We start from the raw sequence: 18,839 nt of genomic DNA, 5'->3' as shown, positions 1-18,839 counted from the left end.
GCTCCGGCTATGGTGCCCGCATGAACACGATTCTCGACCGTCGCCTGACCCCGGCCCGCCCTGACCTCGCCGCCCGGCATCTGATCGGCCAGGTCGAGGCGCGCGCCTTTGCCGATCCCGTCACCATGCGCGTCGTTGCCCCTTCCGCACCGGTTCGGCGTGAGCCGCGTCCCGATGCCCCGCTCGATACCGAGGCACTCGCGGGCGAGGTCGTGCAGGTTTACGAGCAGCATGAGGGCTGGGCCTGGGGCCAGCTCGGCGCTGATGGCTATGTCGGCTATTTGCCGGACGATGCGCTGCGTGCCGATGTGCCCGCGCCGACGCACTGCGTTCGTGCATTGCGGACCTTCGTCTATCCCGGAGCCTCGATCAAACTGCCGCCGCTTGCCGCGCTGTCTCTGGGTGCCGGCCTGGCCGTTGCTGGCGAGAGCGGCAATTTTCTCGTACTCGCGGATGGCGGCCATGTCTGGCGCACGCATCTCGCGGAATTCAGCGAGGGCGAGACCGATTTCGTCGCCGTTGCCGAGCGCTTCGAGCATGTCCCCTATCTCTGGGGCGGCAAGACAAGCCTCGGTCTCGATTGCTCCGGCCTTACTCAGTTGGCTCTGGCTGCGGCCAGGATCGCCTCGCCGCGTGATTCCGACATGCTGGAAGCGGCGATAGGCGAGCCAATCGCCTTCGACGAGAGCCTCCTCGGCCTGAAGCGCGGGGACCTCGTTTTCTGGAAGGGGCATGTCGGCATCATGACCGATGCCGAGACGCTGCTGCACGCCAATGGCTATACGATGACGGTCCATCGCGAGCCGTTGCGCACCGCTCGCGACCGGATCCTAGACAAGAGCTTCGGCGCCATCACCAGCATCCGGCGGATTGCTGGCGCTTAGATCATCGGAGCGGAAATCGTATCCGGTCCGATGATCTAAGTCTTTGTGTTCGCATCGGTTTTACCGAAAATCGCAATCCACTTTTCGGGCTGATGCTTTAATCCAGCGCTTTCAGCCGATAGAGTGCGTCAAGCGCAGCGCGTGGCGTCATCTCGTCGAGATCGAGCGCGGCGAGCGCTTCGCGCAATACGTCCGGGCCAGGTTCGGCCGCCGCAACTGGTGCAGGAGGCCGGGCCGGCGCCGCAAAGAGCGGCAGATCATCGACGAGCGAGGCGACAGGCTTCTCGCGCTCCGTCTTCTCCAGCTCTCCGAGAATGGCGCGGGCCCGCTCGACCACGGCCGGCGGCAGGCCGGCAAGCTTGGCGACCTGGATGCCATAGGAGCGGTCGGCGGCACCGGGCACGACCTCATGCAGAAAGACGACCTCGCCATTCCACTCTGTCACGCGCACAGTGGCATTGGTGACGCGGGCCAGCCGGTCTCCAAGCGCTGTCAGCTCGTGATAATGAGTCGCGAACAACGACCGGCAGCGATTGATCTCGTGCAGGTTCTCGATGGCGGCCCAGGCGATCGACAGGCCGTCGAAGGTCGCCGTGCCGCGGCCGATCTCGTCGAGAATGACGAGCGCGCGCGGCCCGGCCTGATTCAGGATCGCGGCGGTCTCGACCATTTCGACCATGAAGGTCGAGCGCCCCCTGGCGAGATCGTCGGCGGCGCCGACGCGTGAGAACAGCCGGTCGACAATGCCGATATGGGCGCTGGCGGCGGGCACATAGGAGCCCATCTGCGCCAGCACGGCGATCAGTGCGTTCTGCCGCAGGAAAGTCGATTTACCCGCCATGTTCGGGCCGGTGATGAGGCAGATGCGTCCGCCGGTGCCGGCTCCGCCAAGAGCCGAGAGCTCGCTGTCATTGGCGACGAAGGGTTTTCCGTCGCGCTTCAGTGCGGCTTCGACAACCGGGTGGCGCCCCCCCTTGATGGTGAAATCGGCGCCGTCATCGACGAGGGGCCTCGTCCAGTTTTCGTTGGCCGCGAGTGCCGCAAGGGCTGCGGCAACATCGATCTCGGCGAGAGCGAGCGCCGCCGCCTTCACGGGCTCGGCTTCGTCGAGAACGGCGGCATTGAGCGAGGCGAAGACTGAGAGTTCGAGCTTCAGCGCGCGGTCGGCGGCTGAGGCGATCTTCGATTCGAGCTCGCCGAGCTCGACCGAGGAGAAGCGCATCGCGTCCGACATGGTCTGACGGTGGACGAAGGTGGCGCGCCAGGGCTCCCTCAGGAAGTCCTCGCCGGCGGCCTGCGGCACCTCGACGAAATAGCCGAGCATGGAATTATGCTTGATCCGCAGGGTGCGGCAGCCGGTTTCGGCCGCATAGCGCGCCTGGAGCTGGGCAATGACCTTTCGCGAATCGACCTGGAGCAGCCTGAGTTCGTCGAGGGCCGGGTCATAGCCGTCGCGCACGAAGCGTCCGTCGCGGCGGTTGAGCGGCAGATCGTCGGCCAGCGCCTCGGTCAACCGGGCGGGCAGGGCCGGGTCGGTTGCGGCCAGCGTTCGGGCGGCCTGGGTCAGGGCTTCCGGCAGAGTGTCTTGGTCGGCGAGCGACTGCGCGATCACCCGTGCCGCACTCAGGCCTGCGCCCAGCGCCGCCAGGTCGCGCGGACCGCCGCGATCGAGCGAGAGCCGGGCGAGGGCGCGGGCGATATCCGGCACGTGGTCGAGCTCTCCGCGCAGGGTCTCGCGCAGGGGCGCATCGTTCAGCAGCGCCTCGACGGCGTCGTGCCGCATGGCGATCGCCGCCGGCTCGGTCAACGGCCCGGCAAGCCGCTCCGCCAGCAGCCGCGCTCCGCCGGGGGTCACCGTCCGGTCGATGCTGGAGAGAAGGCTGCCGGTTCGCTCGCCCGAAAGCGTGCGCGTCAGCTCGAGATTGGCGCGTGTCGCAGCGTCGATCAGCATGGTCGCGCTGCCGGAATCGCGTACGGGTGGCGACAGGGGTGGGCGCGCGCCGAACTGGGTCCGCTCGACATAGGCCAGCGCTGCGCCTGCGGCTGCAATCTCGGCGCGGCTGAAGGCGCCGAAGGCATCCAGAGTGGCTACGCCGAAGAACTCCTTGAGTCGGCGCTCGGCCGAAGCCGCATCGAGGCCCTCGCGAGCCAGTGGGGTCACCGGCACTGTGAGTTCGCGCCAGAATTCCTTCAGCTCGGGGTCGTCGTGGATCGCCTCCGGGCAAACGATCTCGCGCGGCTCAAGCCGGGCGAACTCGACGGCGAGCCGCTCCGGCGGGGCCTCCATGACCGAGAAACGTCCTGTCGAGATGTCGACCGACGCGAGGCCGTAGAGCGCGCTCGAATCGCTGAGCTTGCGGCGTGCAACCGCGACCAGAAGGCTGGCGCGGCCGGGTTCCAGCAATCGCTCTTCGGTGATGGTGCCGGGCGTCACCAGTCGCACGACGTCACGCTGGACCACGGATTTGCCGCCGCGCTTCTTGGCTTCAGCGGGGTCTTCGGTCTGCTCGCAGACGGCGACACGGTGTCCGGCGGCGATCAGGCGCTGGAGATAGTCATCGGCGCGGTCGACCGGCACACCGCACATCGGGATGTCCTCACCGAGATGCTTGCCGCGCTTGGTCAGCACGATGCCGAGCGTGCGCGAGGCGATCTCGGCGTCCCGGAAGAACAGCTCGTAGAAATCGCCCATCCGGTAGAACAGCAGGCAATCGGGATTGGCCGCTTTGATCTCGACATATTGCGCCATCATCGGCGTGACGCGGCCGGCGTCGACCGCGGCCGCAGCCTTCGGGACTGAACTCGCTGCTTCGGTAAGGCTCGGGGATTCTGGAATGTCGCGGCGCATGGCTGGCGGACGCTATCAAAAACCACGCGCGCCGCCATCCGTTAGCGAGACTTTCAACAATTGAAAGCACGGTCATTTCATCATTCCGGCCCAAGGCCCGTTCATGCTGCTTCTGATCAGTCTCGTCGAAAGCCTTTCGTTCCTGCTGCTTGCGGCGTTGATCCTGACCATTGCGGCCCCGTTGATCGAGGGGCGGCCCTGGCTGCGCCAATGCTGTGTCGGAGTCCTGTTTTCGATCGGCGGCCTACTCAGCATGGCGCATCCCTTTGTGCTCCAGCCCGGCATCGCCATTGATTCCCGCAATGTCTTCGCCATTCTGGCCGGGCCGGTTGGAGGGCCCCTGGCCGCCGCTGTCACTGCTGTTTCGCTTGCCGCCATGCGTTACGCCAATGGCGGGGCCGGTATGCCGACCGGGGTTGCGGGAATCGTGCTGCACGCCCTTGCCGGTGTCGCCTACGCCGCCTGGCTGGGTCGGCGCAGGCGCCCGCTGGCGTTCCGCGATCTTGCGGCGCTGAGCCTGGTCGGGGCCGGTTGCCTGCTCGCCTCGGCGGTCTTCATGCCGAGCTGGGTTGTCGCCGAGCGGTTTCTCCGCGAGGCCGTGCCGGCCATGATTGCCGTCAGTGCTGCGGGCACGATGCTCGTTGGCCTCGTCATCAATAATGATCGTGAGCGGCGCGAGAATTCCTACAGGCTACGGACATTGATCCAGCGGGCGCCGGGCACGCTCTATCAACGCATCCTTCATCCCGCGGGTGGGACGAGCTATCGGTTCGCCTCCTTCTCCATAGACAAGTCGCTTGGCATTGCCAGGGAAGAGGTCGAGCGCGACCCGGAGATCTGGCTCGGCAGGATGCTGCCCGAGGACCGGGAGCGGTTCGAGCAGCTGCGGGCGGCGCCGGAAGGGGCCGCCACGCTCTGGCGTTTTGAGGCGCGCTACCGCGGCGCGGGCGGATCGATCGTCTGGCTGCGCAGCGAATCGACGCGGCGCAAGATGGCGGATGGCTCTGTGGTCTGGGACGGCATCCTGCTCGACATTACCGACGAGAAGACTCTGGAAGCGCGCCAGCAGACCCTGGAGGAACAACGCAAGGCAGCCTTGACCGAACTTGCCGGTGACCTCGAGGTCACCGTGGGGCAGGCCTTGCGGCAGGTTGGCGCTTCGGTGCGCGATATGCACCAGGCTGCGAGCCAGATGGCTGAGAACGCCAATAGCACGGCACTGCGCGCCGTCGATGTGACGCACCAGGCCGAGAATGCCTCCCAGCGCGTCGGCAGCGTCGCGGTCGCCGCCGAGGAGATCGATGCCTCGATCCGCGAGCTGACGCGCCAGACCTTGCACGCCGACGACACCGCGCGCGAGGCGGCAAGCTATGTCCGCTCCACGCGCCGCGATGTTTCCGGTCTCACCGAGGCTGCCGACAAGGTCAGCTCCGTGCTCGCCTTCATCGAGGACATCGCCTCCCGKACCAATCTGCTCGCGCTCAATGCCACGATCGAGGCGGCGCGTGCCGGGGCGGCAGGGCGCGGGTTTGCCGTCGTTGCCGGGGAGGTGAAGAACCTTGCGGAGCAGACGCAGAAGGCGACGCGCGACATCGCCGACACGCTGCAGGATATCCGCTCTGCCGCCTCCACCGCTTCAGATGCGATCGCGCGGATCGAAGGCACGATGAGCGCGATCGAGCAGACCTCCAGCGCCATTGCCGAGGTCGTCGGTCGGCAGGCCGGGATCGTCTCCGGCATCGCCTCGGACGCGGTGCTTGTCGCCGGCAGCACCAATGCGGTCAGTGAGAGTGTCGGCAGCGTCGGCGGCGAGGCCCGGATGACCGGCGAGAGCGCCATTCAGGTGGTGGAGGCTGCGCGCCAGGTCAGCGAGCAGACGGTTGCGCTCGATCGCTATGTCGGTGATTTCGTCCGCAGCGTTCGGGGCAGGCTCTGAAGTCGGCGACCGCCCTTCATTCTTGCGTCATCGTCATCAGCCCTGATCCGCAATCGCGCCTTGTGGAGCGGCTGCCGGCTGACCTAATGTCGGTACCCTTCAGGAAACGCTCACAAAAAGAACAGTCGCATGAACGATAGCCCGCCGACCAAACGCGCCCGCCCGACCTTCACCGATCAGGAGGCGTTGCTGTTCCACTCGCAGGGGCGGCCGGGCAAGCTCGAGATCGTGCCGACCAAGCCGATGGCGACCCAGCGAGACCTCTCGCTGGCCTATTCGCCGGGCGTTGCGGTGCCGGTGCTGGCGATCGCGGAAGATCCGTCGCGGGCCTATGACTACACCACCCGTTCGAATCTCGTGGCGGTGATCACCAACGGAACGGCGATCCTCGGTCTCGGCAATCTTGGCGCGCTTGCCTCCAAGCCGGTGATGGAAGGCAAGGCGGTGCTGTTCAAGCGCTTCGCCGATGTCGACTCGATCGATCTCGAGGTCGACACCGAAGACGCCGACGCCTTCATCAATGCGGTGCGCTATCTCGGACCGTCTTTCGGCGGCATCAATCTCGAGGACATCAAGGCGCCGGAATGCTTCATCATCGAAGAGCGCCTGCGCGAATTGATGGATATTCCGGTCTTTCATGACGACCAGCACGGCACTGCGATCATCGCCGCCGCCGGCCTGATCAATGCGCTCGATCTGACTGGCCGMGACGTCAAGACGACCAGGCTCGTCGTCAATGGCGCGGGCGCTGCCGCCATCGCCTGCACCGAGTTGCTCAAGGCGATGGGCTTCAAGCCCGACAACGTCATCCTCTGCGACACCAAGGGCGTGATCTATCAGGGCCGCACGGAGGGCATGAACCAGTGGAAGTCGGCGCATGCAGCCATCACCGACCGGCGCACGCTCGCCCAGGCGATGGAGGGCGCCGACGCCTTCTTCGGCCTCAGCCAGAAGGGTGCGGTGACGTCGGACATGGTTCGCTCCATGGCTCCGAACCCGATCATCTTCGCCATGGCCAATCCCGACCCGGAGATCACGCCGGAAGAGGTCGCAGCAGTGCGTGACGACGCCATCATGGCGACGGGTCGCTCGGATTATCCGAACCAGGTCAACAACGTCCTCGGCTTTCCCTTCATCTTCCGTGGCGCRCTCGATGTCCGCGCCACCACGATCAACATGGAGATGAAGATCGCCGCTGCCGAGGCTCTTGCCTCGCTCGCACGCGAGGATGTGCCGGACGAGGTGGCAGCCGCCTACCAGGGTGCGCGCCCGCGCTACGGCAAGGACTATATCATCCCGGTCCCGTTCGATCCGCGTCTGATCCATGTCGTGCCGATGGCTGTCGCCAAGGCCGCGATGGAAACAGGCGTTGCCGGCAAACCGATTGTCGATACCGGCGCCTACAAGGCGCAGCTCTCGGCGCGGCGCGATCCGGTCGCGGGCACGCTGAACCGCATCTTTGAGCGGGTTCGCCGCTACCCCAAGCGCGTCGTCTTCGCCGAGGGCGAGGAGGAGCAGGTCATTCGCGCCGCGACCTCCTTCGTCAATCAAGGACTGGGCCACGCCATTCTGGTCGGCCGCGAGGACCGGATCAGCGAAACCGCGACCTTCCTCGGTGTCGACCTTGAAGCCAAGGGCATCGAGATCCAGAACGCGCGGCTCTCGCATCGAAACACCGCCTATGCCCAGTATGTCTATGAGCGCCTGCAGCGGCATGGCTACCTGTTCCGCGACTGCCAGCGCCTGATCAACCAGGATCGCAACCATTTCGCTGCTGCGATGGTGGCGCTCGGCGATGCCGACGCGATGGTGACGGGCGTCACCCGCAACTACTCGATCGCCCTGGAGGAGGTCCGGCGTGTCATCGACGACAAGCCGGGGCACCGGCTGATCGGCGTCTCCGTCGTGATCTCTCGCGGCCGCACGGTGCTTGTCGCCGACACGGCGATCACGGAGATGCCTTCGGCGCGGGAACTGTCTGAAATCGCCATCGAGGCAGCAGGTGTGGCGCGGCGTCTCGGCTATGAGCCGAAGGTTGCAATGCTCGCTTTTTCGACCTTCGGCCATCCGGCGGGCGAGCGCTCCGAGAAGGTGCGCGAGGCGGTCAAGATCCTCGATGGGMAGCGCGTCGATTTCGAATATGACGGCGAGATGGCGGCCGATGTCGCGCTCAATCGCGACGTGATGAGCCAGTACCCGTTCTGTCGCCTGACCGCGCCGGCCAATGTGCTTGTCATGCCGGCGTTCCACTCGGCGTCGATCTCGACCAAGATGCTGCAGGAACTCGGAGGCTCGACCGTGATCGGTCCGCTGATCGTCGGTCTCGACAAGCCGGTGCAGATCGTGCCGCTCGGCGCCAAGGATTCCGACATCGTTAACATGGCGGCGCTGGCAGCCTTCAATATCGGCGGCTAAGCGCGCTCGGCAATCCAGCGCCCCCGGTGCTGGATTGCGTCGCGGCCTCTTGGCGATGACGGCCAGGAGTTCGGGACGCCTTCTTCCTGCGGGTCTCGGCCGTCCTCCTGGCCGGGGCCGAGCGTTCGGGGTCCGGCCTTTGGTGCGGCCGCTCGCAATCGGTATGCTCCGGCCCGAACAGGTCTTGTTGCCGCCGCCGCTCTCATTCGTGCGCCTGGCCTCGCGCCTTTGCTTGTCGGTGCAGGCGGATTTGTTGCCGTGCGGCATGGCTCCATCGCAGGTTTCTCGGTGGGGCAACTCACTGTTCCAGATCGGGTTCGAGCCGGGCGCCGGCGCAGTTCGAAGGCTGGGCCAGTCCTGAAATTGCCACGGATAGCGCAGAATCTGCGCTCTCGGGCCTTCTTCTGCTCAACCCAACTTGGAACGGGACTCGTCCGTCGATGCCGGATGAGTTCGCTCGACCGGGAGGACGTGATGCGTGAACCCGATATGCAAAAACTTGACGCCCTGATCGGCAATCTCGTGGGCGATGTCGGCGCCTCCGTTTCGGGCGCGCTTGTTGTGCTCGGGGACAGACTTGGGCTCTTCAAGGCGATGGCGGATGGAGAGCCCGTCAGCCCGCAGATGCTCGCGCAAAGGACCGGCTTGAAGGAACGCTATTTGCGGGAGTGGCTGTCAGCGCAGGCGGCCGCCGGCTATGTGGCCTATGACGAGGGCGAAGACCGCTTCAGCCTGACCGCGGAACAGGCGATGGTCTTCGCCGAGGACGACAGTCCCGCCTTTTTCGCGGGCGCCTTCGAAATCGTCCAGTCGATGTGGATCGATGAACCCAAGGTTGCGGAAGCGTTCCGGACCGGCAAGGGCTTAGGCTGGCATGAGCACAGCAACTGCCTGTTTCGCGGCACCGAGCGCTTCTTCCGGCCCGGGTACAACAGCCACCTTGTGGCAGACTGGCTCCCGGCACTGGACGGCGTGCAGGAGCGCCTGGAGGAGGGCGCCGTCGTTGCCGATGTCGGCTGCGGCCATGGCGCTTCGACCATTCTGATGGCCTTGGCCTATCCCAAGTCCACCTTTACGGGCTTCGACTATCACGGGCCCTCGATAGAACGCGCGCGCGTCGCGGCGGAGGAAGCCGGTGTCGCCGAACGCGTGTTCTTCGCACAGGCCAGCGCGAAGGACTTTCCAGGTCGGTCCTGGGATCTCGTCGCCATGTTCGACTGCCTGCACGACATGGGCGATCCCGTCGGTGCAGGCAGGCACGTCAAGGAGACCTTGGGCCCGAACGGCACCTGGATGATCGTCGAGCCCTTTGCGCATGATAGCCTGAAGGACAATCTCAACCCGGTAGGCCGGATCTATTATGGCGCCTCGACGTTGATCTGCACGCCGGCCTCCCTGTCTCAGGAGGTGGGCCTCGGGCTTGGCGCCCAGGCCGGCGAGATGCGCCTTCGCAAGGTTGTGCTCGATGCCGGATTCTCGCATTTCCGACGTGCGACCGAGACCCCGTTCAACATGGTCTTCGAGGTTCGGGCCTGAGAGAGCCCCCCGCCGGCGTTTCAGCCGGTGGCCGTCGCCGCGTCATAGGCATCCTGCAGCATCAAGCGGCAGGCTTCCGCCTGGTCCCGTGCCGAGGGGAGGGTGATGTACTGGGTGATCTCGGCAAGGTCGCGCAGCGCGACGTCGACGGCCGTCAGAAGGTCGATGTCCAGCGGTTCCGGCATGGTGAGCGGCTGTACGGGTAAGCGGAACTGGAGGATCTGGCCCATTGGGAACTCTAACTGACGGCGAATCGTGCCGTCAGTTTCGTTCCGCAGGGTCAGTAAGACGTTAACGCCGAAGCGGAATGTGACGGGAACAGCGTCCTGCCCGAAATCCGTGGCCGCGCTCGCTCTACGCAGTTCAATCATTGTTGAACTACTTGCAAGGATGCTGAAGTATCCAGGCCCCGCGCTGGACTAGTCGATGAGGCCGCAGTCGCGCCGAAATGCTCCCCGGGAAATGATCCCGCGCACTCTGCTTAAAGCGTTCTTTACAGATTTTGGTGATTTGATGGGAAATGCACGGCTCTGCCGTGCAGCCTGTCCGCCAGCCCTTGCCTGCAAGGGCTCCTTCTTCTTGGCCGCAACCACGCGCGAGCGTGTCGCGTTGATAACAAAAAATATAATGCGTCGGGGCGCAGTTCGATGAAGTCCATCCGTATCAAGATCCTGACCATGCTGCTCATTGTTGCAGCGGCCGCGCTCATTTCGGCAGTGCTGAGTTTCTATGCACTCTCGAAGGCGGATAGTCTGAACGAACGCGCAAGCAACCAGGGCGACATCGCCTTGCTGACGGAGCGGCTCAACGGGCACGTAACGGGTGTCGTGATGGAGTCGCGCGGCATCTACATGGCCAAGAACGCGCAGGAGATCGAGCAATACGGCAAGGGGATGGAAGATCGCTTCCCGCAGATGCGGCAGCTCGTCGAACGGCTGAAGGCGCTTTCCCCGGCGAGCGAACAGGAACGTGTTTCTCAGATCGAGAAGGCGGTCGCGGATTTTATCACCTATCGGACTGAAACCGTTCGTATCGGGCGGCAGGTTTCGGCCGCTGCGGCCAATGCGCAGGGCAATACCGATCTGAACCGGGCGAACCGGAAGGCCGTGAACGATCTCCTGGTCGCATTCGGTAAGCGCAACGAGGATGCCGGAAACGTGCTCGGCGACGAGGCGGCAGCCTTCACGAAGCAGGCCAGGCTGGTTCTGCCGCTGGTGCTGCTCGTGACCCTGGTGGGTGCGCTCGGTGCGGCATTGATCTTCGCGCAGCGCTCGGTCACCTCGCCGATCCTCGCCCTCAGTGCTGTCATGGAGCGCCTGACCGCCGGCGATACCAAGGTCGATGTGCCGCATGTCGCCCGTCAGGACGAGATCGGCACCATGGCCCGCGCCGTCTCGGTGTTGCGTGAAAGCACCGAGCAAGTCGCCGCACTGCAGGCGGAGGAGCGCGCAAGTGCGGAGCGTCGCCTGCGTCAGGCCGAGTCGATGGCCTCGGTCGTGTCGGATGTCGGCGAGGTCGTTGCGGCTGCTGCGTCCGGTGACTTCTCGGCGCGGCTCGCCATCGATGGCGCTGACGAACAAATGCAGAAGCTGATCAGCGGCATCAACGAGATCAACGCGGTGGTTGATTCTGCCACGACCGAGTTCGCGAAGGTGTTGCAGGCTGTTGCCTCCGGTGACCTGACGAACCGAGTCGATACCACTTATCGCGGTCGCTTCGCCGATCTGAAGGGCGCGATCAACGAGACCGTCGATCGCCTGTCCTCGACCGTGCGCACAATCCAGGTGACCGCCGGCGATGTCGGTCTGGCGTCCCGCGAGATCAACACGGGCGCCGACGACCTGTCGAAGCGCACCGAGGAGCAGGCGTCTTCGCTCGAGGAGACCGCCGCGACGACCGAGGAGCTTGCTGCTTCGGTCAAGGCTTCGGCCCAGTCTTCGAAACAGGCCGCGACGATCGCCGAGGACGCGATGCGAGCTGCGCAGTCGGGCGGCGAGATTGCCGGCAGGGCCGTCGAGGCCATGGCGCGCATCGAAAGCGCTTCGAAGAAGATCTCCGACATTATCCGCGTGATCGACGATATTGCCTTCCAGACCAATCTGCTCGCGCTCAACGCGGCGGTCGAGGCGGCGCGAGCCGGAGATGCCGGCAAGGGGTTTGCGGTCGTTGCGTCGGAAGTGCGTACCCTGGCGCAGCGCTCAGGCGCCGCCGCCAAGGACATCTCGGGGCTGATCTCCTCCTCGAATGCAGAGGTCACCGAGGGCGTCGAACTCGTGCGTCAGGCCGGTGCGGCCCTGACCGAAATCCTCGATGCGTCGCAGAAGGTCGCTGCCACCATCGCCGAGATCTCGACCGCGTCCGGCGAACAGGCCAATGGCATCGACGAGATGAGCCAGGCTGTCGCGCATCTCGACGAAATGACCCAGCAGAACGCGGCTTTGGCCGAGCAGAGTGCTGCCTCCGCTGCGTCGCTGACGTCGCGGATCGGCCAGCTCAACGACCTCGTTGCGGCCTTCCGGACTGGGCCGGAGCAGGGACGGCCGATGGCCGCCCCGATCGCGGCCGCTGCCGTCACCCAGATGGCGCCCCGCCCCGCGCGCCTTGCGACCAGGGCAGCGTCCTACGCGCCGCCCGCGTTGCGCGCCTCCGATGTCGAGGCGATCGATGCAGGAGGCCCTGAGCCCGAGCGCCTGCGCCAGCTTGCCGAGGCGGCCTTCGCACAGACCAAGGCTGCGCCGAAGCGCCCCGTCATGCCGGCCAAGAAGGTCGTCAACGGCCGCGCGTCCGATGCGGGCTGGGAAGAGTTCTAAGCCTGCCGCCTAGGGGCACGATACACGTCAAATGAAGAGGCCACCGGGTTCGCCCGGTGGCCTTTTCGTATCAGCGGAGAGACGTGGCCTGTGCGAGGCTGCTCAGGCCCATTCGCCCTGGCGGAAGACTGCGACGCGGCTGCCATCGGCATGCACACCGTCGATATCGACCTGGTTCGAGCCGATCATCCAGTCGATATGGATGAAGCTCTTGTTGCCGCCTTGCGCCGCGATCTGCTCGGGCGTGAGCCTGGCGCCATCGACGAAACATTTCGAATAGCACTGGCCGAGCGCGATATGGCAGGAGGCGTTCTCGTCGAAGAGCGTATTGTAGAACAGGACGCCACTCTGCGAGATCGGCGAGGAATGCGGCACCAACGCCACTTCGCCGAGGCGACGCGCACCCTCATCGGTGTCGAGAACCTTGTTCAGCACCTCCTCACCACGCGTGGCCCTGGCCTCGACGATACGCCCTTCTTCAAAGCGCACCGAGATGCCATCGATTAGCGTGCCCTGATGCGAGAGCGGCTTGGTACTGACGACATGGCCGGAGACCCGCCTTGCATGCGGCGTGGTGAAGACCTCTTCGGTCGGGATGTTGGCATTGCAGGTCACGCCGTTTTTGGCAGTCGAGGCGCCGCCCTGCCACTCATGGCCGTCGGCAAGCCCGATCGTCAGGTTCGTGCCCGGCCCGGAAAAGTGCAGCGAATGGAAGTTCTGCCCGTTCAGCCACTGCGTCCGGCTGCGGAGCGTCGCATTATGCGCAGCCCAGGCCGAAATGGGGTCGGCACGGTCAACCCGTGAGGCAGCGAATATCGCCTCGGCCAGCTTGGCGACAGCGATGTCCTCTGCCTCGTCCGGGAAGACCTGGCGGGCCCAGGACGCGGTCGGATAGGCCAGGATATTCCAGTTGATCTCGAAGCCGGCGATTTTCTCGAGAGCGGGCTGATAGGCGATCGAATTGGCCTTGTTGGCGCGCGCGACCTTGGCTGGATCCTGCCCTGAGAGCAGCATCGGGTTATCGCCAACGATGGCGAGGCGCGCGGTGTTGGCGGCAAAGGCTTTGCCGACGCCTTCATAGAGCCAGCCCGGCGCCCGGTCGAAGCTTGCATCCGGGGCATGGCGATAGCGTGAGAGCGTTACCTCCTCATCCGCCAGCATCGGCGTCACGAGCCCGGCACCGGCCTTGTAGGCGTGCTCGGCGATCCGCCGGACCAGTGGCAGGGCGGCGACCGGCGCGGTCAGGAACAGATCCTGCCCGGCCTCGAGATTCAGGCCGACCTTGACGGCGACTTCGGCGAGCCTGTCGAGCTTGGCCGGATCGATCGATGCCAGGATATTCGGCTGATGCGTGGTCATGGAATACGGCCTCTCATGCTTGGCAAATCCCTGATCGGCATCATGCAGCCGATCAGGGCGTCTTTGCGGTTTGGCAACAAGAACATCGCCCACTTGGTCAGGTGCAATGGGCTAAGGCATCGGCCCGAAAAGTGGATTGCGGTTTTCGGGAAAGCCGATGCAAATGCAGAGGCTGGATCCTCGGATCGGATACGATATCGGGTCCGAGGATCTAGCCGAGCAAATTGCGCAGCGTGCGCATGAAGGCGCGCGAACCGGGCTCGATCAGGGCATCGGGAAAATCGAAATCCGGGTTGTGCAGCTGCGGCGAGTTTTTGCCCGAGCCTAGGATGAACATCGCCGATTTCGCCTGGCGGCCGAACAGGCCGAAATCCTCGGAGCCGCGCGAGGGCGAGCCCTCACCGTGCCGCAGCTTCTCGTCATCGAAGGCCTTGCGCAGGAGCGCCACCGCCTCGGCATCGTTTTCGCAGTGATGGAAGACGTCGTGATAGCTCAGCTCGATGCCAAGACCCGATGCTTCAGCCGCTTCGCGCACCAGCGCTTCGGCCCGTGTGCAAAGCGCGCCCATTTGCGCATCGTTCAGCGTGCGCAGCGTCGCCCAAATTTCGGCCCGGCCGGGTGCGATGCCAAAGGCAGCTTCGCCGATTGCAGCGTGGGTCACGGTGACGAGCGCATAGGCCGCGTCGAGTGGACCGCCGGGGCCGAGCGCCGTCAATGCCGGCATCAGCCGGGCTACCGCCGCAACCGGGGAGATGCCGTGTTCCGGCATGGAGGCATGCGAGGTCTTGCCAGTCAGCACGATCTGCAGTCCGCGCGAGGCGCAGTTTGCCGGACCTTCGGAGAGGGTGATGTAGCCCAATGGCAGGCCGGGTTTATTGTGCAGCGAGAATGCGTAATCCGGCGCGATTTCTGCGAATTTCGGATCGGCGATGACGGCGGCGGCACCTGCGCCGTTCTCCTCTGCCGGCTGGAACAGCAGCACCGCGCGGCCGCGCTGCGGCCGTTGGCGGCCGAGCCCGCGTGAGAGCGCAGCGACCATGGTCATGTGCCCGTCATGGCCGCAGGCATGGGATTTGCCCGGCACCTGGGAGCGATGGGGGCTCTCGGAGATTTCCTCGATCGGCAGGGCGTCGAGTTCGCAGCGAACCATCACTGTCGGCCCCGGCTCGCGCCCTTCATAAATAGCCGCGACGCCGTGGCCGCCGAGCCCGGTCACGATACGGTCCGGCTCGCTCGGGGCAAGGAAGGCAACCACTGCCTTCGCCGTCTCCTGCTCCTCGCCCGATATCTCGGGAGAGCGGTGCAACTGCTGCCGCCAGGCGACAAGCTCGACCATGTCGGAGTTGGTGAGAAACATTCCGCTATCCCCTGAGCGCCGGCTGAACCAGACCTGATGCCGGCTTCGTATGGCCAGAGAATTATCAACTTGCGTGGAGCGGCAAGCGCCATTCTTGCCTGCGGGGGGCGCGCTGTGCTCATTCCTGGCCCACAAGCCGAGTTTACTGCGGAGGCAGCCCCCCGACGCAAGGCCTCACCGGCTGCCTTCGAAACCCGCCAGGTACTTGCCCAGCAGTGCGTTGAGGGCCGCGTTCTCATCCGCGGAGAGAATGGAACTCAGCTGCGCCTGGGTTGCGACATGTGCTGTGACAGCAGCCTCGATTGTCGCAAATCCACGCTCGGTCAGTGAAATGATGAAACTGCGGCGATCTTCGGGGTTATGGGTGCGCTCGACGAGGCCCGTCTTCTCGAGCTGGTCGATGCGGTTCGTCAGCGTGCCCGAGGTGATCATCATCGTCGCCAGCAGATCTCCCGGCGACAGTCTATAGGGAGGGCCGGAGCGCCGCAGTGTCGCCAGCACGTCGAAACTTGCGCTGTTGAGGCCATGCTCGGTGAAGGTCTTCTCCATCTCACGGCCGAGATGCTGCGAGAGCCGCTTCATGCGGCCGAACAACCCCATCGGCGTGACATCGAGGTCCGGTCTTTCCCGGTTCCACTGCGCGAGAATTCCGTCKACATGGTCCATGCCGCCATCGTTGCGACCAAATATCTTGACGTCAAGATATTTGTCATTATCTTGACGTCAAGATAATGAGCGAGACCGCCATCATGGCCCGCAATGCCGACTTGCTGCTGACCGCGATCGCCCCAGCTATCTGGGGCAGCACCTATCTGGTGACGACGGAGTTCCTGCCGCAGGGCTACCCACTGACCGTGTCGATGCTGCGTGCGCTCCCGGCTGGCCTCCTGCTGCTGCTCGCCGTCCGGCAATTGCCGCAGGGAATCTGGTGGGGACGGGTTCTCCTCCTCGGCGCGCTCAATTTCTCGCTGTTCTGGTGGATGCTGTTCATCGCAGCCTATCGGCTGCCGGGCGGTGTCGCGGCGACCGTAGGGGCGATCCAGCCGCTCGTCGTCCTGCTCCTCGCGCGTCTGCTGCTCGGTTTCGCCATCCGCCCGCTCGCCATCGTCGCGGCCATCGCCGGCATGGCAGGTGTCGCGCTGCTGATTCTGACGCCGCAGGCTGCGCTCGATCCGCTCGGCATCGCCGCTGGTCTCGCCAGTGCGCTGTCGATGGCGGCGGGCACGGTCCTGAGCCGGCGCTGGCAGCCGCCGGTCTCGCCACTGACCTTCACCGCCTGGCAGCTGACCGCGGGAGGAGCCCTGCTGCTGCCAGTGGTCCTCTGGCTCGAACCCGCACCGCCGACGCTGACCGGCACGAACATCCTCGGCCTTGCCTATCTCGGGCTGATGGGCGCTGCCCTGACCTATATCCTCTGGTTTCGCGGCATTGCCCGGCTGGGTCCCTCGACGGTCTCGCCGCTCGGCTTTCTCAGCCCGGTGACGGCTGTCATGCTCGGCTGGTCGGTGCTCGGCCAATCGCTCAGCCCTGCCCAGATCGCCGGCATGGCGATCGTCCTCGGCAGCGTCTGGCTGAGCCAGCGCGCTCAGCAGACTGTGCCGGCCAGCGCTCCCACGGTGGCGAAACCCCGGGAGGCGTGACGGGGCACGCCTCCTCGCGCGTGTCGTCGGTTATCCCTGAAACAGCTCTTCGTAGGCGAACAGTCCCTGATGGCCGCCGGTGTGCCAGAACACCACTGTCTCGTCGGGCCTGAACGCGCCACGCCGCACCAGCGAAAACAGCCCGGCCATAGCCTTGCCGGTATAGACGGGATCCAGAAGGATGCCCTCGAGGCGCGCGACACTGGTCACGGCTTCGAGCATCGCCGTCGTCGGCTGGCCGTAGCCGGGCCCGATCTGCGTTGCGTCGATCGTGATCGAGACATCGGCGACGCTCTGGCTCCCAGCAAGCGCGAGCGTGTCGCGCGCAAGGCCGGCGACGATACCGCGGGCCTCTTCGGCCTGCCGCGAGACGCTGATGCCGTGGACGGCGCAAGCGAGGCCCAACGTCTGCACACCTGCAACGATGCCGGCATGAGTGCCACCGCTGCCGGTCGCCAGCACGATATGGTCGATCTGTCGGCCTGCGGCCTTGGCCTGCCCGGCGAGTTCGACCAGCGCATCATGATAGGCGAGGCCGCCCAGTGCATTGGAGCCGCCGATCGGGATGAAATAGGGCCGTCGGCCCTGCGCACGCAGCGCAGCCAGGTTCTGTTCGAGCGCCTCCATGGCGTCCTGCTCGGCGGTCAGGATGCGAATATCGGCGCCGAGCAATCGGTCGAGCAGGATATTGCCGTTGGCCCGGTAGCTCGCGCTGCGTCCGCTGATCTTGTCGGTCAGGAGCAGAACGCAGCCGAGGCCGTTCCTGGCGGCGGCCGCAGCCGTCTGCCGCGCATGATTGGACTGGATGGCCCCGAGCGTGACCAGCGTATCGGCCCCCTGCTGCAGCGCTTCGCCGACGAGATATTCGAGCTTGCGCGCCTTGTTGCCGCCGCCGGCAAGGCCCGTGCAGTCGTCCCGCTTGATCCAGATCGAGGGAGCGGGGCCATGGCGCCCGAGTTCCCGCGACAGCCGGGGCAGTTCCTCGAAGGGGGTCGGCAGGATCGAAAGCGGAGCCCGGCTCCGCTCAGCCAATGACCAGGGCTTGTTCATGTCGATTGTTCCTCACCGAGACCGGCGCAGTGGCGCTGCGGCCCACCATAGCGGCGGGTTGGAAAAAGGCAGCCGCGCCAGGGCGGGACAGCCATGCGCCTGGCTGTCACATCCTCCTCGAAATTCGCGGATCGAGCTTGTCGCGCAGCCCGTCGCCGAGCAGGTTGACCGCGAGCACCACCAGCGCCAGCGCGATCGCCGGACAAAAGATCGTCCAGGGCGCGCGCGCCAGGTAGAGTCTGCTGGAGGCGATCATGTTGCCCCAGCTCGGCGTTTCCGGCGGCACGCCGGCGCCGAGGAATGACAGCGACGCTTCCACCAGGATTGCCGATGCGCAGATATAGGTCGCCTGCACGATCAGGGGCGCGATGGTGCTCGGCATGATGTGAAGCACCAGAATCCGCGGCGTCCGCGCCCCACAGGCGATCACCGCCTCAACGAAAGGCAGCTCGCGGACACTGAGCACGATCGAGCGCACGAGCCTGACCACGCGAGGCAGTTCCGGAATGGCGATGGCGGCAATGACGATTCCGATGCTGCCCTGGTTGAGGGCGACCAGCGCGATCGCAAGCAGGATCGCTGGAATCGCCATCAGCCCGTCCATCAGGCGCATGACCGGGGTCTCGATCCAGCGGTAATAGCCGGCCATCAGGCCGATAAGAAGCCCGGCGCTGATCGAGATCGTCGCGACGGTGAGGCCGACGATCAGTGAGACGCGTGCTCCGTAGACGGTGCGGGCGAAGACATCCTGGCCGAGATGGTCGGTGCCGAACCAGAACTGCGCGGATGGCGGCAGCAGCCGGCGTGTTGGCGCCTTCAGCATCGGGTCGCCGGCGAGCAGTGGCGCGAAGATCGCGATCGCGACGAAGAAGATCAGGATGGCGCCGCCCAGCAGCATCGTCGGGTTGCGCCGGGCGAAGCGCCTGAACCGGGCGCCGAGACTGCGCGGCGCAGGGCTGAGGGTGGAAGGGGCGGTATGGGCCGTGATCACGCTCATCGCTTCG

The 18,839-nt window shown here is 65.4% G+C and carries 13 protein-coding genes; 6 read left to right on the top strand and 7 right to left on the bottom strand.

Annotation, left to right across the window (positions count from 1 at the left end):
- Positions 1–20 precede the first annotated feature (20 nt).
- Positions 21–884, top strand: coding sequence for a C40 family peptidase (locus AC1DGP_RS06600; RefSeq protein ID WP_441504914.1), 864 nt, complete (start codon positions 21–23; stop codon positions 882–884).
- Between the two features lie 97 nt (positions 885–981).
- Here AC1DGP_RS06600 and mutS read toward each other — a convergent pair whose 3' ends face one another.
- Complete coding sequence (gene mutS, locus AC1DGP_RS06595) at positions 982–3,732, bottom strand: DNA mismatch repair protein MutS (protein WP_441504913.1); 2,751 nt, start codon at positions 3,730–3,732, stop codon at positions 982–984.
- Positions 3,733–3,835: 103 nt separating this feature from the next.
- Here mutS and AC1DGP_RS06590 point away from each other — a divergent pair, with 103 nt between their 5' ends.
- From AC1DGP_RS06590 to AC1DGP_RS06580, 3 genes are all read left to right on the top strand, one after another.
- The gene (locus AC1DGP_RS06590; RefSeq protein WP_441504912.1) at positions 3,836–5,668 is read left to right on the top strand and encodes a methyl-accepting chemotaxis protein; all 1,833 of its coding nucleotides are present in this window, start codon (positions 3,836–3,838) and stop codon (positions 5,666–5,668) included.
- Positions 5,669–5,797: 129 nt separating this feature from the next.
- Positions 5,798–8,083: an NADP-dependent malic enzyme gene (locus AC1DGP_RS06585; protein ID WP_476831870.1), complete on the top strand. Its 2,286-nt coding sequence runs from the start codon at positions 5,798–5,800 to the stop codon at positions 8,081–8,083.
- A gap of 474 nt (positions 8,084–8,557) precedes the next feature.
- The gene (locus AC1DGP_RS06580) at positions 8,558–9,619 is read left to right on the top strand and encodes a class I SAM-dependent methyltransferase (protein ID WP_441504910.1); all 1,062 of its coding nucleotides are present in this window, start codon (positions 8,558–8,560) and stop codon (positions 9,617–9,619) included.
- Between the two features lie 20 nt (positions 9,620–9,639).
- Here the strand turns inward: AC1DGP_RS06580 and AC1DGP_RS06575 are convergent, their stop codons facing one another.
- Positions 9,640–9,990: a hypothetical protein gene (locus AC1DGP_RS06575; RefSeq protein ID WP_441490631.1), complete on the bottom strand. Its 351-nt coding sequence runs from the start codon at positions 9,988–9,990 to the stop codon at positions 9,640–9,642.
- A 276-nt stretch (positions 9,991–10,266) separates the two neighbouring features.
- Here AC1DGP_RS06575 and AC1DGP_RS06570 point away from each other — a divergent pair, with 276 nt between their 5' ends.
- Positions 10,267–12,429, top strand: a complete 2,163-nt coding sequence (locus AC1DGP_RS06570; RefSeq protein WP_441504909.1) for a methyl-accepting chemotaxis protein — start codon at positions 10,267–10,269, stop codon at positions 12,427–12,429.
- Between the two features lie 102 nt (positions 12,430–12,531).
- Here the strand turns inward: AC1DGP_RS06570 and AC1DGP_RS06565 are convergent, their stop codons facing one another.
- The 3 genes from AC1DGP_RS06565 to AC1DGP_RS06555 all read right to left on the bottom strand — a co-directional run bounded on the left by AC1DGP_RS06565 (position 12,532) and on the right by AC1DGP_RS06555 (position 15,811).
- Complete coding sequence (locus tag AC1DGP_RS06565) at positions 12,532–13,788, bottom strand: aminopeptidase (protein WP_441504908.1); 1,257 nt, start codon at positions 13,786–13,788, stop codon at positions 12,532–12,534.
- Between the two features lie 211 nt (positions 13,789–13,999).
- Positions 14,000–15,145, bottom strand: coding sequence for an amidohydrolase (locus AC1DGP_RS06560; protein ID WP_441504907.1), 1,146 nt, complete (start codon positions 15,143–15,145; stop codon positions 14,000–14,002).
- A 174-nt stretch (positions 15,146–15,319) separates the two neighbouring features.
- The gene (locus AC1DGP_RS06555) at positions 15,320–15,811 is read right to left on the bottom strand and encodes a MarR family winged helix-turn-helix transcriptional regulator (protein WP_441504906.1); all 492 of its coding nucleotides are present in this window, start codon (positions 15,809–15,811) and stop codon (positions 15,320–15,322) included.
- A gap of 83 nt (positions 15,812–15,894) precedes the next feature.
- Between AC1DGP_RS06555 and AC1DGP_RS06550 the strand changes: the two genes are divergently transcribed.
- Entirely contained in the window at positions 15,895–16,785 is an 891-nt protein-coding gene (locus tag AC1DGP_RS06550) for an EamA family transporter (RefSeq protein WP_441505116.1), read from the top strand.
- A 30-nt stretch (positions 16,786–16,815) separates the two neighbouring features.
- On the opposite strand, the gene AC1DGP_RS06545 is transcribed toward AC1DGP_RS06550, so the two are convergent.
- Complete coding sequence (locus AC1DGP_RS06545) at positions 16,816–17,835, bottom strand: D-cysteine desulfhydrase family protein (RefSeq protein WP_441504905.1); 1,020 nt, start codon at positions 17,833–17,835, stop codon at positions 16,816–16,818.
- Between the two features lie 106 nt (positions 17,836–17,941).
- Complete coding sequence (locus AC1DGP_RS06540) at positions 17,942–18,832, bottom strand: ABC transporter permease (RefSeq protein ID WP_441490637.1); 891 nt, start codon at positions 18,830–18,832, stop codon at positions 17,942–17,944.
- Between the last annotated feature and the right edge of the window lie 7 nt (positions 18,833–18,839).

Source organism: Allobosea sp. 05T433, from assembly GCF_056396065.1.
Note: the sequence above shows the minus strand (reverse complement) of the source record. Positions and strands in the feature narration are given on the sequence as shown.

What these genes read in the sequence shown, in the direction of transcription:
- AC1DGP_RS06600 (WP_441504914.1), top strand. Translation starts at nt 21, where the DNA reads ATGAACACGATTCTCGACCGTCGCCTGACCCCGGCCCGCCCTGACCTC.
- mutS (WP_441504913.1), bottom strand. Translation starts at nt 3,732, where the DNA reads ATGCGCCGCGACATTCCAGAATCCCCGAGCCTTACCGAAGCAGCGAGT.
- AC1DGP_RS06580 (WP_441504910.1), top strand. Translation starts at nt 8,558, where the DNA reads ATGCGTGAACCCGATATGCAAAAACTTGACGCCCTGATCGGCAATCTC.
- AC1DGP_RS06575 (WP_441490631.1), bottom strand. Translation starts at nt 9,990, where the DNA reads ATGATTGAACTGCGTAGAGCGAGCGCGGCCACGGATTTCGGGCAGGAC.
- AC1DGP_RS06570 (WP_441504909.1), top strand. Translation starts at nt 10,267, where the DNA reads ATGAAGTCCATCCGTATCAAGATCCTGACCATGCTGCTCATTGTTGCA.
- AC1DGP_RS06565 (WP_441504908.1), bottom strand. Translation starts at nt 13,788, where the DNA reads ATGACCACGCATCAGCCGAATATCCTGGCATCGATCGATCCGGCCAAG.
- AC1DGP_RS06560 (WP_441504907.1), bottom strand. Translation starts at nt 15,145, where the DNA reads ATGTTTCTCACCAACTCCGACATGGTCGAGCTTGTCGCCTGGCGGCAG.
- AC1DGP_RS06550 (WP_441505116.1), top strand. Translation starts at nt 15,895, where the DNA reads ATGGCCCGCAATGCCGACTTGCTGCTGACCGCGATCGCCCCAGCTATC.
- AC1DGP_RS06545 (WP_441504905.1), bottom strand. Translation starts at nt 17,835, where the DNA reads ATGAACAAGCCCTGGTCATTGGCTGAGCGGAGCCGGGCTCCGCTTTCG.
- AC1DGP_RS06540 (WP_441490637.1), bottom strand. Translation starts at nt 18,832, where the DNA reads ATGAGCGTGATCACGGCCCATACCGCCCCTTCCACCCTCAGCCCTGCG.